We start from the raw sequence: 15298 nt of genomic DNA, 5'->3' as shown, positions 1-15298 counted from the left end.
CCTTTTATTGTTTAACTTTGATTTGTTGGCTTTGTACTAGAGCGGGGCCACCTGTAATGAGGGCAGATGGATCCGGACTAGCACTGGTTCCGATGGCTGGAGTCGGACTAATTTCTAGATGTACGTGGTAGATTGTTGTAGCACCTGAATTTCCCAATAGAGCAATTTGTTGACCAGCCTTGACTTTTGTTCCAGAAGCTAGATTTGGCTGTTCTTTTAAGTGTCCGTAATAAAGATATTGATTAGTTCCCTCTGGTATAATCGTAATCTGATAACCACCAACAGCAGAATATCCTGTGTTATAAACGGTTCCATCTGTGATAGAGTAGACCGGCACATCTGCCGGCAATACAGACGTCCCATATTGGACGCTCAGCGGTGCTAAATCTACACCCGTATGCTTCCCGCCAGATGGCCCGTAAAGACCACCACCGGCTCCTGATGACCACGGAGTGAAGCCATACGGCTGCATCACCCAATAATCTTGATTGAAAATTGGAGCATATTTGCCGTTTGGCTTGATAAAGGAAGCTCCTCCGCTACCACTGCCATTTTCCAAATAAGAAAGAACCTGCTTTGCACTGTCCTGTCTTTGTAGTAACTTATCGCCAGGATTTCCCTCCCAATTGACAAGAAATTCTTTGGTCAATTGGGAGATGTCATCGTTACTCTCGCTAATACGATTGACTATCTCAATGTAATAAGGGCTATCACCCTTGAACATAAATTCGATTTGCAGCTCTAAGTCATACCATTTTTTGTTTTTACTTTTTGCATAATCAAGTAACATGGTATGACGGAGAGAACCGTCTTCAGTGTCCGTCCACTGGCCAAGTCCAAGCCCTCGATGAACGATATTTCTATATCGGCCATTATAGATAGCTGGCCCGTTTAATGAAATCCAATTAGGATCATCCCAAGAATTTGCAGAAGCTCCAATAGGGGGATTTAGATAATCTCCCTCAGCTCTTTTGGCTGTAATGTTACTTTCTGTCAGAAAGTTACCCATAATAGCGGATGCAGCTTTTTTTGTAATATTAGGCTTGTATTTCTTCAGGAGTTTGTAGGTTTGTTGCACTCGTTGAGCAACATCCCCTGAAAATTCAATGTTCGTTAGAACCGACGTTGTCTGTGTATAGCTGGCATTTGGAAGATAAAAGCCTGGATTGACATAGACCCATTCTTTTTTCTTCCGATCCTTGAGTTTCTTATAAAAGACCTCTTGGCCATCTTCCGAACCAACCGCTCCGATTTCATCCCCAGGCAGAACTTTATCACCGGATTTAAAGCGGGCTTTATCTACTTTTTTGTAGGTGAATTCCCGCTTTTTATCCTTGATGATAAAGTCTCCGTCTTTGATTTCTACTGTACCTGGCATGGTTGCGTATATTGGAGAACCTTTAGAAGCCTGTAAGACAGAACCCTCATAAAGTTTATCCTTACTTTCGTAACCAAAGCGCTTTGTGATAGTGACTCCTTCGACAGTTTCGTCAGATGTTTCCTTCGAGAACGGATGCTCTAAGTCATTATAGTTAATGTAAAAGCCAACTTGCTTGGCTTGCTCGACCACCTCTCTGAACTCTTCCTGATCCTTTTTAGAAAGTTTGATATAGTCATGCTTGCTGGATTTAGTCAATTCCTCCATCGTTTGGAGATTGTCCTTATCTCCATTCATTTCATTCCAAATATCCGTCAGCAAGTCTCGATAAGGCTTATCGAACTCCAGCATTCCTTTCTTTTTGTTATAGGGCTTATCCAGTTTGTAATCACTGTATTTATAGCCCATAAACATCATGACTGAGTCTATATCGCTCCAGTAATCAACTTCATCAGTTGACTTTTCCCTATCGAGCTTGCTGAGGTGCGTCCAGGCATCCGTCAGGTCAAACTCATTCTGTGAAACCGTAGAGCTGCCGCCCCCAAAGATGCCGCCTAAAAGAACAATAATAATCAAAGCGATAAACAGGATCAGATAGGCTTTAGCTGATAGCGGATTTTTGAGGACCGTTAAGGCCAGCTTCCCCAGTTTAGCGGTCACTTTCCCAGCAGCATTCAGAGCCTTGCCCTTTGGCTTGACTCTTAACCGGGCCCGCAGGCGCTGGTACTTATTTCTGAACTTGGTTTCCCAGCGGCTGCCGACCGGGGTTCGGGTGAAGCCTCGGCCCTGGACCAGGTTATACGTTCGGTTTCCAGCTCCATAAATAGCCCTGGTCGTTCCTTGACCGATTTTGACTGCATGGCGGCCGGCTGTCTTGGCCCGTCTGACATCCGCATGAGTCCGGCGAATGGTCCGCCGGGCAGAAGCCACATCATCCAGAATGTCGTTATCCTGGAAAAGGTCATCCGCAAAACGGGAAGCCTGATGATGGGCCGTCCGGCTTGCCGTTTGTCGCAAGGTTCCGCCGTTTCGCTGAATAGCCCGGTTTCTGTTCGCTTTCGCTCCTTTCTTCTTTTCCCTTAAATCAGCCAGCTCCCCTTTCGCAAGGGATCTTCTGACCTCTGCTTTTTTGGTAACGTAGTCTTGTTCAGCCGGGGTCTGCGGGGTCAGAAGTTCTTTTTCTCGTTTGATAGCTTCCTGATAGGCGGTTTTCGTTGCCTTGATTTCAGACTTGACTTCCCGATACTCCGCTTTGGCTTCCCGTACGTCCCGTCTTGTTTCTCTCGACAACGGTTTACCTCCTTCTAAGCGTCTGTCGCAATCAATTCAAAGAGACGGGTCTCTTTGGGGATTGGGTTTTCAAATGGGACCACCACCTGACCGGCTACGATTAAGCCCGTACCTTTCGCCTTGGGCTTTTCAATGTAGCGGATGAGGGTCGGGGTCAGAGTAATGGCCCTGGAGAGGGCCAAAAGGTCCTGTTTCTTGTGTTTGAGCAAAATCATGAACTCACTGTTTGAAACCAGCTTCCGGCCTTCTTCCTTGCTCATCAGCGTTTCAATATTCTGCGTGATGGCGGTCGCAATGGCTCCGTACTTCCGGACCCGTGAGTACAGCTCCGTAAAGAAGATAGCCTGGGCTTCTTCCTTGAAGAAGAGCTGCACTTCGTCAAAGTAGATACGGGTTGTCAGCTTCCCTTGAGAAGCTACGACCTGATTCCAGATGTAGTCCTGGATAACCATCATGGCAAAAGGTTTGAGCTTCCCAGTCAGCTTTTTCAGATTGAAAATCACAAACCGGTCCGTAATATCGACGTTGGTTTCATGCGCAAAGATATTCTGGGAGCCTTTGGCGTAGATTTCTGACTTGAGGGCCAATTCCTGGGCTTCTGGCTCTTCCTGTTCTTCCAGGATGTCGTGCCAGTCCTTGAGGGTGGGAGTCCGATCGCTGTCCGCAAAGCGGCGGTAGGTTTCCCTGGTCACCCGATCAATAATCGTGTACTCAACGTCTCCGACCTGATCCAGAATAGACTCAAACAGCCCCATGAGCAGGTTTGACTTATCTCCGATCGGGTCGTTGTCCTCGTCCTTGAGCTGGCTCACGTCCGGCAGGTCCAGCAGGTTCAGGTGAGACTTGGAGCCGATGAAAATATCTACCAGCTGCGCTCCAAACTCCCGGCCAATGTCAGAGTATTCATCTTCCGGATCAACAATGATAATCCGGTCTTCCGGGTTCTTGAGATAGGTTGGGATAATCTCCATGCTCTTAACCGTGACGGATTTCCCGGAACCGGAAGAACCAAGGACCACTCCAGATCCAGTATTCAGGTCTTTTTTCCGGTCTACTGTGATGACATTGTTCGATAGCTGATTCTGGCCGTAGTATAAGGCCCGATCACTGTCAGATTTCAAATCCACATTAGTAAAGGGAACCTGTGTCGCAAGATTTTCAGTAGTCATATCCCGAATATAGCGACGTTTCACGTTTAAGAAGGTATGGCCGATTGGTAAAATCGTGTTCAGGCCTTCTTCCTGGTAATAGAAGCATTCCTGGAAGTCTACCCCGACCTTGCGGCCAGCCGTCAGGACCTTGTCGGTTATGCTAGCCAGCTCGTCTTCGTCGTTTGCTCTGAAGTAGAGGGCAATCAGGCCCGAAAAGGCTTTTTGATCGTGTTCCTCAATTTCTCGCTTCCAGCGTCTGGTGGCTTCAGAAATTTCCCTGGCCCGGCCGCTGACCGCCAGCTCCTGGTCTATCCCTTCCTGGGCACCGGACCGCTGGGCCTTAATCATTTCCGCCTTGATGGTCGTGTCCGCATTCCGGATTTTGGTCATAAAAGCAGCCGGTTCATAGGGAGAAGCCTGCACCGTAATGGCCAGCTCCTCCCCAACATCCGTCAGATTTTTGATCATCCGGTCGGTCAGGAAGGTAGGGAAGTTCCGGGCATACATGACCTTGGCCACTCCGTCATTGATCCGCATCCGATTTTCCAGGAACTGCAGCCGGTTAGGAGCAATAAAGTCCTTGGTGTGCAGGTCAGCCAGGGCAATATCCCGGAAAGTGTAAGGGAGCTTGTGCTTGCCTAGCAGCAGCTCCGCAAAGACATCCAGGCGCTCTTTCCCGTCCAGCTCCTGAAAGCCAATATCCATCTGTGCATATTGGTTTTCCAGAGAGCTGCCAATCTCTTTCAGATTGGTGTCTGCCTGTTCCCGGCTGTAGGCCTCGATGCCAATCGTGACATACTTTTCAACCCGGAAATTTTTTGAGTCGCTTGAAAAGCGGCTCTCAATCATATCATTGTACTCCAGCCGGGCCCAGTCAAAGCCATCTCCGACCTCGTCATATTTGATCCGCTCGACCGTGTTATCTTCGATTTTCCGGTTGATAACCAAGAGCTGAAAGTTGGACCCAGGGTCCAAGGAGTTTAAGGCTTCTGCGTGTGTATCAATCACATCATTCTTTTCATCCTGGTTAGCTGACAGATAGGCCACGTCGCCCAAGCGATAGGTCCGGGACCATTCATCCTTGGCAACGTGCATCAGCCCGTTTTCATGCAGGCTGGTGTACTGAATAGTGTTCTGAGTAGAAGCCTTCATGGTTCGTCTTAAACGATCCCGGCGCTCCTTTTCAGCTTTCGTCAAATTCTTTGACTTTCCTCCAAAGTTTAAAATCATCTTTTGTGAACTCCTCCTTTTCCTCAAATTCTGTTAGATAAGCCCGTTTTTGGACTTTCAGGTTAAAACTAATCCAATCCCTGACATTTTCATCAAAGCCCAGCCCATAGATGATAAAGGGCGGGGCAATGATAAAAGCGGCCAGGTACATGAAAATGTCAGAGAGTCCCAGCAGAGAGATGGTCACTGTGGTAGCTGCCACTAGCACAATCCCCAAGACTAAGACCAGGATGCGTTTGGTCATGCCAAACGCTATCGGTCTTTCGTAGTTGTCAAACTGCTTGAGAAACTCGCTTCCTAGCTTGTTGTTCATTCTTCCTCCTTCTAGCCAATTAAAAAAAACACCTTGCCTTGCAAAGTGTTGTTCAACCTATTAAGTTCAGTTTCAGTCTCTTATGCCTATGGTAGTGAAAATAGCCCCGATAAAAGAAACAAGCAATAATATTGATAAAGATGTATTGTTAAATATTATACCGGTCGTTAGTTCAAGATTCAATATCATCCCATAATACACAACTCCTACCAATGACCAAAAGATAGCAAAGCTAATAAACAGAGCTACCCAATTCCGTAAGGTAATCAGGATAAAAATAGGAGTGGCTATGACAAAACCAACCACCAGAAAAAGGATGGAAAAGACAAAGCTAAAGAAAGCCCCGATTTTGGACCAAATAGAGGTCTTGTATCTCTTCTTTGGTTTCATCGGCTGCACAGCTGCAGGGGCTAGCTCTTCTGAACCTTCCGGAAAGGACAGCTTGATACGATTCCCGATTCGCCGGATCTGATACTTTGTTTCTGCCATGATCTCTCACCTCCTCAGATATTAGAACTATTTTACCATACTTTGCTTGATTTTTACATAGCATTTAAGAGTGTTTTCGCTTGTTTTTGACTGCCGAATAAACAAACAATATAGACAACGCTCTTGCCGATAGAGGCAAAAGCAGTCACTAGATCGCCGTTTCCGGCTTTAAACATATCATCTGACACCAGGGCCGGATAAAGCTTAATCACAATCACCAGCAGCAGGCCTTGGAAGGCATAAGCCGCAAAGTGTTTAACAAAACTAACGGTAATGTTCCTCGTCTTTTCCGACATGAAGAAAGCCATGATAATCGGCGCTACGGCCTTCAGGATATACATCTGGAAAAAACGTAGGAAAGCGATGATTCCTGCACTAATGTCTCCGACAAACTGAGCCCCTTTACCAACTAGCTCCACAATCTGCTTCATGATCCAGCCGCCGACTCCTGAGGTGTCTATATCTGACTTGAAACCTGTCTTTGGCAGGACGCTGTTGACCAGGGCGATGCCTTTGTTAAAGACAAAGACAATGATGTCAAAAATTTCTGAACTGAAATAAACCAGTACATAGGCAAAGATATACCCTAAAGCAACTTCAAACCAAAGCTGAACGGTCAGGGTGCCTCCCTCCTGTCCCAGCCTTCTGTTCCAGGATAGAATATCAAAGAGAAAGAAGGTCAACATCATGACGGTTGCGATGGGAAGAAGCGCATCATTGATCTTATCCGCATACTGATTAACAGTTGAACTGTAGGCCGCTAGAGTTTTACTAATACTGTCCATTTCCTCTAGCTCCTTTCGCTTTATTTTGGCATAGAGTTAAGAGTTGCAATAATAGCTTGGAAAATAGCAGCTGTGATTCCCCCAAGCGCTGCACCGTTAATCATGAAGTTGGTTCCTTTTTCTTGGCGCATAGAATCGTTGTTATTCCGGCCACCGAAAAACTCAATGACTCCTACCAGGGCCCAGATAAGTCCTATAAGACCAATAACGATCTGCAAAATTTGAAATACTTTTACGATTGTTTCCATTTAGTTTATTCCTCTTTCTTTTTTTCCATGAATGGTAATTGCTGCAGCACTTTTCCCAGAATGATGATTTCATCCTCAAAAAGTGTGACCCCTTTGCCTACCTGTGAATAGTCGTCCTTCCAGGATCGAATATCATATTTTGGCTCAGAGTCATTCCACGATACTAAGTTGAGTTCTTTCCGCCAGCCTTTTTCATTTTCGGATAGGATTGCGATATGTTCCACTACCCGAAAATGGACCGGCTGATCATTGTCTTTTTTCGGTTGACGGCTGGACTGGTGCTGGTTTTCAAAGTTCCAACCTTCTTCTTTCCAATCCGTCATCTGCTTCCTCCTTTTTGTTTTCTAGTGCGGTGGTAGCCTGTCCCGGTTAGTCGCAGTACGCTGGTCATTCCAAACCGACATTTTTTCGCAATCAAAATATTATTTCTCGTGATTGTGCGAATTGCGGTATAAATGTCTTTGTATTCAACTTTTAACTCAACGACTGTAGACTTTCCGGCAACGTAGGCCCGTCTTGAAATGGTGCCATACTTTGGTTTTAAAACCAGGATTTCACCTGTATCAAGATAGGCTGTCGCTCCACCTTCACGGCCAAGTTGTTTTAAATCTCTAAGGCAGACTTCATTGTCTGCAAGATCTTTAAATTTATTCATTCTTTTCTCCTTCTCGAATAAATTTAGGTTGATTTACACCCATGCTGTATAGCTCCTTTCGCTATATCCGTACTTCATGCGCACCGTTTAAGGTCAAAACGGCAAACCTGCGTTAATGCAATTTGTGACTGAGGCTGTATTCAGCTTTACACTCCGCCCTCAATTTTGTATCTCATAGTCACGCTGTATCAGGGCAGAGGGGATCTTCAGTTGTCAAAGTGCTTCAGCAGTTTATTGACTTGCTGAGGTCAGGGAATGTAATCATTACACAAGGCCATTCCTCATAAGGTTATAGACTGTGGCAAAAATAACAAATGCCATGAGTAGAGAAGTTACAGTCTCCACAAATTCTTTTCTTTTTTGCTTTTCGCCTGGAGTCTCAGCAGGCAGCAAAGTAAAGGAAAGCACGACAATCGCTAGTATGCCCACTATAGCAATGAATGCTGCTTCAAAATGTTCCACAGAGTATAAAATAGCAGCAAACAAAGCTGGCCCTGCTGTAAAGCCAAGAACATAGTCTAACCTTTTACGAAAAAACTTAAATATCTTATCATGATGTACCTCGTTTCTCATTTTTTTGATTACCCAGACGAGAACCAAAATGAAAGAATAGAAAATAACCGCAATGAAAATGTATATGTTTTCAAAGTTTTTAACTATCACGAATGGCAAGAAATTTTGTATAGGTGTTGCTGGTATTTCAGTAAACAAAGCCATCGCATTCCAAATCAGCCAGAAAAGGCAGCCTAACGATGTGAAAAATACTAGGATTAGCTTTGTAAGCAGCAAAGGAATCAATAAAAATGCTGCGAGATCTGATAGGCTAAAACCTTTTTCTTTTTTGTTTTCGTTGCTATTCATCTCTATCTCCTTACTTCGCTTGATAGTCCACAATTTGGGAGCAGATTGTTCTTCGTCTATATCCTCCCCCTCCATACCTCAGTTCAGCATTTCTATGAGCTGCTTTTTTAGCTTCAAGCCTGCGTTCCCCATCTCAAAATAAGGCAATCAATGTCATCACATCATCCTGTTCATATTCTATTTTTCTTACTGTCAATGTAGATGGCCCAGTTGAAGATAAGGAAAAGGAGACCCAGAGTCGATGTTATAACAAGGTTAATATCCCAAAAACGTGCAGCTAACACGAGAGGCAGGAAATTTTGTATAGGCTTTGCTGGCGCATCAAGAAATAAAGCAACTGTATTCCAAATCAGCCAAAACAGACTGCCTATCGACATAGAAAATACTATGACTAACATTGTAAGTAAGTAGGTAGCAACAAAGAATAACGCAAGACCTGATAAAACTGATAAAACTGAGTTTTTTTCTGGCTTCTTTTGTTCCGCCTCAAAAGCATTTTTTACACTATTTCTTTCAAGAATGTTTCTACTTTTCATTTTCTTAATCTCCTTGCGGGCTACCCAAAACAAACAAATAATGATTAAGCTGGCTTTCTGATAACTTTTCAGGATAGTAATAACTTTGCAAACTTGAAGAATGATCAGGATTATCTTCAAGTTCTTTCAGAACAACGGTAATACTGATAAATCCTTGTTCTGCTTCAATCAACAGTGCCATTTTCCAAAAATGAACCATCATTTTGTAAAAATATCCAAGGATATTTTGGATTGGCTTACCTTCATGCTCACCTGTCCGAATTTTAAAAATCAGTTTCTCAATTTCTTTTTCCAGATCAGCAGTCCAAATTTCAGCAAGTATCTGATCCTGACTGCCCCTCAGTAAATTGGAATATTCTTTTTCCACCTGACGCTTAGCCTGATAGATTTTATTTTCAAGCGGCTTGGCATACTGTCCAAATAAACTGAGCCGTTTTATAGCATGGTCGGATAGAAAACCATGTTGCCCCATTCGGAAAATCTCAGAATCTGAAAGAGAAGAAATAGGTAACTCGTTCTCGTATCGATTAGTATCGTTATCTATCTTAATCTTACTATTCTCAGTATTAGTTCCGTTCAGAATCTGAACCCCCTGTGTATCAGAATTTGGACGTTCATTTTTTGAACCCCCATTTTTTGTTGATTTAATAGGGTTTGTTGGACGTTCATTTTTTGAACCCCCATTTTCAAATTTTTCAGCTTTAGCCAGCTGCTCAAAAACAACATTCCCCTGAGCATCTAAAGTTTTTACATGGATAAAGTCGATTTTTCCTTTGTCACGACCTGAGCTAATAGTTTTTGCTTCATAGTGTTCATATTCCTGTAAGTCAGCATCCACATTCTGCAGGTACAGTTTATTGGGTCGATTGGCTCCCTGGCTAACTTCTCGTAACAAACCTACAGCCTTTAATTCTTTCTTGATTTTATGGATGGTCGTTTTTCCACGATCAAGTATATCCATCAAATCCTCAATGGTATAAATCAGAAAGATTGAACCAGTTTCATCTACAAAATCGAAATTACCTTCTTCGTAGGACTGAATGCTCAGCATACAGCGGTTATATAGAACTCCGTATGCTAGTTTGGCATCATTTGACAGCTCTTTTGCATACCTGCTTGTCAGTTTGATTTTTTTAGCAATTTTTCCATCTGATCCATACTTCTTATCAATCCGGGACATGAAAATCTGTGGAATTTGATAAAAAGTTTGTGTGACTACCTGATTAACTTTAATGTCATTCATAAATCAAACCTCTCTCAGTCTAAAATCACCTTTTGAATTAAATCCAATCAAGCCAAATGATTCTAGCTCTTTCATGTTTTCAAGCGTTTGTTTGCGGGTTGATCCTGTCTCCTTCATCAGAAAAGCTATGATAGCTTCTCTGGACTTCTTTTCATTTGGTGTCATACTTGACCCTCCTTGATGGTTTAAACAAACAAAAAACGAGAAAATGATTTCTCATTTCCTCGTCAATTTCTTATTCAATTTTTCACTTTCTCAAAACTCTAGACACTTACAATCTAAAATATAAACAAAAACTTGTCTATCCTTCCACTCTTTATCTTCTTTTTGGAATTTTTTTCGTACTCCTTCAAGGTAGAAATCAGCTTGCTCTAGTAATTTTTGTGAAGGAATATTCTGTAGATCAACATGTGCTTCTAAACGATGAAATCCTAGTTCAAGACTAACTTTCTTGAGTTCTTCTAACATAGCTCTGGCGTAGCCCTGACGCCAAAATTGATTATGTATCGTATAACCTATTTCCGCCCATTGGAAATCGTCTCTAGCTAGCACAAATAAATTAACCATACCTACATGTTTTCCGCTTTTTGCATCGTAAATTCCCCAAATATACTGCTGGTCTTTCTCTCGAAAATCGCGGTGCTTTGCCACCAAATCCGCAAACCAACTTTCTGTACAAATTGTCATATCTAAAAGCCCGTCATCAAATGATGATTGGGATGGTAGTCTATTTGAAAATCCTTCCAGCCAAACTGAGTAATCCTTCTCTTCCAGATATTTTAAATAAATATGTTTCATAAATACTTACTTCCCTCTCGAATACTAAGCGCTGCCATTTCTGTCTGATGCCGCTCGATAAAATCTCTGACCCAGTCTGGATTGGTTTTTGAATAATCTCTCAGCGCCCAGCCGATGGCCTTGTTAATAAAGAATTCTGTTCGGCCTAGATTATTCACTAAAATCTTCTCCAAGAGCTCTGTGTCTGTTTTCTCTTTTCGTAGCAGCTGATAATCGATGGCCAAGCGCCGTAACCAAATATCCTCATCACAACTCCAAGCTACAATAATCTCTTTGGTTTCCGGAAATCGAGCAATGATTGATCCAACCAAGCGGTCCAAAAAGTCTATGGTATCCCACCAAGATTTTGTTTGGGCCAGCTTTTTCAAACGTGGCAAGTCAGATGGTGTCAATAGTTTCTTGCGAATCTCCAGATAATCTAGCGCAGTGTACTGCAGTTCTCGATAGGGATTTTTCCAAGCTTCATTTATAAAATTCCAGTCAATGACGGAGTCAGTATGTTGTTTGAAAAAAGCCTTTGTGAGTTTCCGCCTGGCCGGAGTCTTGACTCCTAGAAACTCAAATTTATTTTTCATATAGGCTTTCATAGCCACCACATCATCTGGGTTAGCTACAGCTTTTAACTCTTTAACCAATTCCTCTATATCCATAGTTTACTCCAGCAATTCACGGTCATAAATAGTGTAGTCACAGCGGTAAATCACGAGGCGCTTGCCGTCAATCAGCAACTCAGAGGTTTTAGGAGCATCGGATTTATCTAGAGAAACACGATCGCCAGCATAGGCAGCCAACGGAGTGCCGTTTTGAGAGCGAATCAGAACAACCTTTTTCTTTCCGGTAAAGTCGTTTTTAAAGGCTGAAATCATGCGATTTAAAACAGGGACAGAATGGCTATTCTCCTCAACATCTGCAGTCTTTTGATATTGAGCAAAGACATCTTTCAAGCCTTTTTCTTCTGCAATCAAGGAAGAGCCCACATGGTCAATCTCATACTTACCCAAGGTTATTTTGAGCACAGAAGAATCTTCCTTGGAATTTCCTTCCGCATCAACTGAATCAAACTCCTCGTTACGCGAGATGGATAGTGACTTGCCCGACATCTGGTCAATGAGTTGGGAATTCTCATCATAGGTGCGAACCGTCATCTCCAACCCCAACCATTCCTCCTTGGCATTTTTGAACCAATTTTCAACGGCCTGACAGCCGCTCAAAGTCAAAAGGGCAATGCTTAGAAGAGTTATTAATAAATGTTTCTTTTTCATCATTTCCACTCCATTTCTTTTAAAAGTTTGATGGGGCCAGCTTGCTTGTCCAAGGACTTTTGCAGCCAAACAATGTCATGCCAACGCTCGAATTTATAGCCGATTTTAGGGAAATGCGCTACTTGCTGGTAGCCTCTTTTTTGATGCAAAGCCAGGCTGGCTTCGTTAGGCAGAGAAATACAGGCTAGAAAATGCATATATCCCATCTGATCTAACAGGTCTTCAAGCTCATCATAAAGCTTGCTGCCGACTCCTTTTCCTCGAGCATCTAGACTGACATAGACGGATAATTCCACCGCCCAATCATAGGCGGCACGCGCATAATAAGTCGAAGCATAGGCATAACCTAAAATTAAACCATCTTCTTCCGCTACCAGATAAGGATATTTTTCCAACGTTTTTTCAATCCTATTTCCAAAATCCTCAATGGTCGGTACTTCATATTCAAAAGTGATGGCTGTATTTTCTACATAAGGCGCATAAATAGCAAGCAAGCTCGCAGCGTCTGATGGATTTGCTAATCTAATATTCATGTTGACTCCATATTCCATTCTCATTATTTTCACTATTATACCAAAAAAAGACTCCTAAAGAGCCTTTTAAACCAAGATCAAAATAGACCAATAGCTGTGCCGTCTGCTGCAACATCCATATTAAGTGCCGCAGGACGTTTTGGCAATCCTGGCATGGTCATGACATCTCCTGTCAAAGCCACGATAAAGCCTGCTCCAAGTTTTGGTACCAGTTCACGAATTATAATTTCAAAGTTTTCTGGCGCCCCCAGAGCAGCAGGATTGTCTGAAAAGCTATACTGTGTTTTGGCCATGCAGATTGGCAGCTTGTCCCAGCCATTTTTGACAATTTCTCGAATCTGAGTCTGCGCTTTTTTCTCAAAATTCACCTTCGAACCACGATAGATTTCTGTGACAATTTTTTCGATTTTTTCTTCAATAGAGAGATCATTGTCATAGAGGCGAGTGTAATGAGCAGGCTCTTCAGCAATGGTTTTGACTACAGTCTCAGCCAGAGCAACACCACCTTCGGCACCATCAGCCCATACACTAGCAAGCTCAACCGGTACCCCGATTTCTGCACAAAGCTCTTTAAGCGTAGCAACTTCAGCTTCCGTGTCAGATACAAATTCATTGATGGCTACTACCGCTGGAATACCGAACTTGCGGATATTTTCAACGTGACGTTTGAGATTAGCAAAACCTGCACGAACTGCTTCTACATTTTCTTCTGTCAGAGCATCTTTCGCAACGCCGCCATTCATCTTGAGGGCTCGCAAGGTTGCGACAATTACGACTGCATCTGGAGAGGTTGGCAAGTTTGGAGTTTTAATATCCAAGAATTTTTCAGCTCCAAGGTCCGCACCAAAACCTGCCTCAGTCACTGTATAATCAGCCAAGCGCAGCGCAGTGCTAGTCGCCAAAACAGAGTTACAGCCATGGGCGATATTGGCAAAAGGCCCGCCATGAACAAAGGCTGGTGTACCGTAAATAGTCTGAACCAGATTTGGCTTAATCGCATCTTTTAAGACCAAAGCCAAGGCTCCTTCTACCTCAAGGTCACGAACATAGACTGGTGAGCGGTCATAGCGATAACCAATGACAATGTTAGCCAAGCGCTTTTTCAAATCTTCAATATCCGTAGCTAGGCAAAGAATCGCCATAATTTCAGATGCAACCGTGATATCAAAACCATCTTCGCGTGGAATACCATTAACTGGACTTCCTAAGCCAACGGTCACATGACGAAGAGCCCGATCATTCAAGTCCACCACACGTTTCCAGATAATGCGCCGCTGATCAATTCCCAGAGCATTTCCCTGATGAAGATGATTGTCAATGAGGGCAGACAGGGCATTATTAGCAGTCGTGATGGCATGCATGTCACCAGTAAAATGCAAGTTGATATCTTCCATTGGTAGAACCTGCGCGTGACCACCACCAGCAGCACCTCCTTTAATCCCCATTACCGGCCCCAGAGATGGTTCGCGGATAGCAATCATAGTTTTCTTGCCAATTTTATTGAGCGCATCAGCTAGTCCAATGGTAATGGTAGACTTACCTTCCCCAGCAGGTGTCGGATTGATTGCTGTTACCAAAATCAGTTTGCCAACAGGATTTTTTTCAACCTCACGAATCTTATCAAAGCTGAGCTTGGCCTTATACTTACCATATAGTTCCAAGTCATCATAGTCGATGCCGACTTTTTTCACCACATCAACAATAGGCTGCAATTCAACACTTTGAGCAATTTCAATATCTGTTTTCATCAAGAACTCCTCTACCAATTAATATAAAGATTATAACAAAAAAGAGCAAAATCTACATGATTAAGCTCTAAATAGATTTTAATGTTCGGTTTTTAAATGTCAACTTGGTAATCAATTGCATGATGTTCCTCTAAGTTGATTTAGAAATAATCCATCTACTTATCACTACGAAAAACTTATTTTGTTTTTATTCTAGAAGTCTATCAAAGAAATTTCTGGATGATACTTGTGCAAAACTTGTTGGATATCACTGTAATTCTCATCTAATTTTGAAATAGAGATCTCAAATACTTCTCCTTTCTTAGTTTTAGGACATATATAGTGAGATGTACTACTACCATCCTCATCATATTCGACGACTTGCTTGTGAGAAATACTGTCAATTATTTCCCATTCCAAAAAATGAACGTTCCCATTGCTTAATCGAAAAACCATTTCTTCAGCTGTCCCCGCTAAAATAGGGTATTTACTATCTTTTTCTGCATTCATACTTCTTACAATTAGTGTGATAATAATCACAGACGCAATAATTGCAAAGAATATTAAAAAACCTTCAACGCTCCCTTTTTCTGCAGAAGCGCTCGAATAGCTATAACTTGACGAAGACCCCAAATTGTGTTCACTGTCATGACCTTGTATACTTGCTATTAAAAACAAAGGGAAAATTATCGACATTATAATTCCAACGACTGATGATATATAATAATTTTCACCAGCAAAAAATGCAAATTCATAATCATCTTTATTCATTATTTTTCTCCATATCTAAATTTTAGTT

Annotated in this window: 18 protein-coding genes; all 18 read right to left on the bottom strand. The window is 42.6% G+C overall.

Annotated elements, in window-relative coordinates; all coding sequences use genetic code 11:
- Positions 1-4: 4 nt before the first annotated feature.
- On the bottom strand, positions 5-2668 hold the full coding sequence (locus tag FKX92_RS03245) for a phage tail tip lysozyme (RefSeq protein ID WP_149565513.1): 2664 nt from the start codon (positions 2666-2668) through the stop codon (positions 5-7).
- Positions 2669-2682: 14 nt separating this feature from the next.
- Positions 2683-5049, bottom strand: coding sequence for a VirB4-like conjugal transfer ATPase, CD1110 family (locus tag FKX92_RS03240; protein WP_149565512.1), 2367 nt, complete (start codon positions 5047-5049; stop codon positions 2683-2685).
- A complete protein-coding gene (locus FKX92_RS12010) occupies positions 5003-5362 on the bottom strand; it encodes a PrgI family mobile element protein (protein WP_187759371.1) in 360 nt (119 codons plus the stop codon). Before FKX92_RS12010 ends, FKX92_RS03240 begins: the two co-directional genes overlap by 47 nt.
- Positions 5363-5434: 72 nt before the next feature.
- On the bottom strand, positions 5435-5851 hold the full coding sequence (locus FKX92_RS03230) for a lactose transporter (RefSeq protein WP_149565510.1): 417 nt from the start codon (positions 5849-5851) through the stop codon (positions 5435-5437).
- A gap of 53 nt (positions 5852-5904) precedes the next feature.
- Entirely contained in the window at positions 5905-6636 is a 732-nt protein-coding gene (locus FKX92_RS03225) for a type IV secretion system protein (RefSeq protein ID WP_149565509.1), read from the bottom strand.
- A 20-nt stretch (positions 6637-6656) separates the two neighbouring features.
- Entirely contained in the window at positions 6657-6884 is a 228-nt protein-coding gene (locus tag FKX92_RS03220; protein WP_149565508.1) for a hypothetical protein, read from the bottom strand.
- A gap of 5 nt (positions 6885-6889) precedes the next feature.
- Positions 6890-7207: a YdbC family protein gene (locus FKX92_RS03215; protein WP_149565507.1), complete on the bottom strand. Its 318-nt coding sequence runs from the start codon at positions 7205-7207 to the stop codon at positions 6890-6892.
- Positions 7204-7539, bottom strand: coding sequence for a hypothetical protein (locus tag FKX92_RS03210; protein WP_149565506.1), 336 nt, complete (start codon positions 7537-7539; stop codon positions 7204-7206). The genes FKX92_RS03215 and FKX92_RS03210 overlap by 4 nt, the downstream gene beginning before the upstream one ends.
- Before the next feature lie 264 nt (positions 7540-7803).
- Entirely contained in the window at positions 7804-8400 is a 597-nt protein-coding gene (locus FKX92_RS12110; RefSeq protein ID WP_262405212.1) for a hypothetical protein, read from the bottom strand.
- A gap of 170 nt (positions 8401-8570) precedes the next feature.
- Complete coding sequence (locus tag FKX92_RS03200; RefSeq protein WP_149565505.1) at positions 8571-8936, bottom strand: hypothetical protein; 366 nt, start codon at positions 8934-8936, stop codon at positions 8571-8573.
- 4 nt (positions 8937-8940) lie between these two features.
- The gene (locus tag FKX92_RS03195) at positions 8941-10179 is read right to left on the bottom strand and encodes a replication initiator protein A (protein ID WP_149565504.1); all 1239 of its coding nucleotides are present in this window, start codon (positions 10177-10179) and stop codon (positions 8941-8943) included.
- A 3-nt stretch (positions 10180-10182) separates the two neighbouring features.
- Positions 10183-10344 (bottom strand): hypothetical protein, encoded by a 162-nt coding sequence (locus FKX92_RS12005; RefSeq protein ID WP_187759370.1) that lies wholly within the window; start codon positions 10342-10344, stop codon positions 10183-10185.
- A gap of 90 nt (positions 10345-10434) precedes the next feature.
- Positions 10435-10977 carry a GNAT family N-acetyltransferase gene (locus FKX92_RS03190; protein WP_149565503.1) on the bottom strand — a complete coding sequence of 181 codons (543 nt, stop codon included), beginning with the start codon at positions 10975-10977 and terminating at the stop codon, positions 10435-10437.
- Positions 10974-11627 (bottom strand): DNA alkylation repair protein, encoded by a 654-nt coding sequence (locus FKX92_RS03185; protein WP_002924644.1) that lies wholly within the window; start codon positions 11625-11627, stop codon positions 10974-10976. The genes FKX92_RS03190 and FKX92_RS03185 overlap by 4 nt, the downstream gene beginning before the upstream one ends.
- Before the next feature lie 3 nt (positions 11628-11630).
- Complete coding sequence (locus tag FKX92_RS03180; protein ID WP_002906536.1) at positions 11631-12242, bottom strand: DUF5052 family protein; 612 nt, start codon at positions 12240-12242, stop codon at positions 11631-11633.
- Positions 12239-12772 carry a GNAT family N-acetyltransferase gene (locus tag FKX92_RS03175; RefSeq protein ID WP_223105367.1) on the bottom strand — a complete coding sequence of 178 codons (534 nt, stop codon included), beginning with the start codon at positions 12770-12772 and terminating at the stop codon, positions 12239-12241. Before FKX92_RS03175 ends, FKX92_RS03180 begins: the two co-directional genes overlap by 4 nt.
- A gap of 77 nt (positions 12773-12849) precedes the next feature.
- Positions 12850-14520, bottom strand: coding sequence for a formate--tetrahydrofolate ligase (locus FKX92_RS03170; RefSeq protein WP_149565501.1), 1671 nt, complete (start codon positions 14518-14520; stop codon positions 12850-12852).
- A 192-nt stretch (positions 14521-14712) separates the two neighbouring features.
- Positions 14713-15270, bottom strand: coding sequence for a hypothetical protein (locus FKX92_RS03165; RefSeq protein WP_002921157.1), 558 nt, complete (start codon positions 15268-15270; stop codon positions 14713-14715).
- Positions 15271-15298 lie beyond the last annotated feature (28 nt).

This window comes from Streptococcus sanguinis, assembly GCF_008329445.1.
Taxonomy (GTDB): Bacteria; Bacillota; Bacilli; order Lactobacillales; family Streptococcaceae; genus Streptococcus; species Streptococcus sanguinis_O.
Note: the sequence above shows the minus strand (reverse complement) of the source record. Positions and strands in the feature narration are given on the sequence as shown.

Bases quoted from the DNA above. Each gene is read 5' to 3' on its own strand.
- FKX92_RS03215 (WP_149565507.1), bottom strand. From the start codon at position 7,207: ATGACGGATTGGAAAGAAGAAGGTTGGAACTTTGAAAACCAGCACCAG.
- FKX92_RS03230 (WP_149565510.1), bottom strand. From the start codon at position 5,851: ATGGCAGAAACAAAGTATCAGATCCGGCGAATCGGGAATCGTATCAAG.
- FKX92_RS03220 (WP_149565508.1), bottom strand. From the start codon at position 6,884: ATGGAAACAATCGTAAAAGTATTTCAAATTTTGCAGATCGTTATTGGT.
- FKX92_RS12110 (WP_262405212.1), bottom strand. From the start codon at position 8,400: ATGAATAGCAACGAAAACAAAAAAGAAAAAGGTTTTAGCCTATCAGAT.
- FKX92_RS03190 (WP_149565503.1), bottom strand. From the start codon at position 10,977: ATGAAACATATTTATTTAAAATATCTGGAAGAGAAGGATTACTCAGTT.
- FKX92_RS03170 (WP_149565501.1), bottom strand. From the start codon at position 14,520: ATGAAAACAGATATTGAAATTGCTCAAAGTGTTGAATTGCAGCCTATT.
- FKX92_RS12010 (WP_187759371.1), bottom strand. From the start codon at position 5,362: ATGAACAACAAGCTAGGAAGCGAGTTTCTCAAGCAGTTTGACAACTAC.
- FKX92_RS03200 (WP_149565505.1), bottom strand. From the start codon at position 8,936: ATGAAAAGTAGAAACATTCTTGAAAGAAATAGTGTAAAAAATGCTTTT.
- FKX92_RS12005 (WP_187759370.1), bottom strand. From the start codon at position 10,344: ATGACACCAAATGAAAAGAAGTCCAGAGAAGCTATCATAGCTTTTCTG.
- FKX92_RS03185 (WP_002924644.1), bottom strand. From the start codon at position 11,627: ATGGATATAGAGGAATTGGTTAAAGAGTTAAAAGCTGTAGCTAACCCA.
- FKX92_RS03240 (WP_149565512.1), bottom strand. From the start codon at position 5,049: ATGATTTTAAACTTTGGAGGAAAGTCAAAGAATTTGACGAAAGCTGAA.
- FKX92_RS03195 (WP_149565504.1), bottom strand. From the start codon at position 10,179: ATGAATGACATTAAAGTTAATCAGGTAGTCACACAAACTTTTTATCAA.
- FKX92_RS03165 (WP_002921157.1), bottom strand. From the start codon at position 15,270: ATGAATAAAGATGATTATGAATTTGCATTTTTTGCTGGTGAAAATTAT.
- FKX92_RS03175 (WP_223105367.1), bottom strand. From the start codon at position 12,772: ATGAATATTAGATTAGCAAATCCATCAGACGCTGCGAGCTTGCTTGCT.
- FKX92_RS03225 (WP_149565509.1), bottom strand. From the start codon at position 6,636: ATGGACAGTATTAGTAAAACTCTAGCGGCCTACAGTTCAACTGTTAAT.
- FKX92_RS03180 (WP_002906536.1), bottom strand. From the start codon at position 12,242: ATGATGAAAAAGAAACATTTATTAATAACTCTTCTAAGCATTGCCCTT.
- FKX92_RS03210 (WP_149565506.1), bottom strand. From the start codon at position 7,539: ATGAATAAATTTAAAGATCTTGCAGACAATGAAGTCTGCCTTAGAGAT.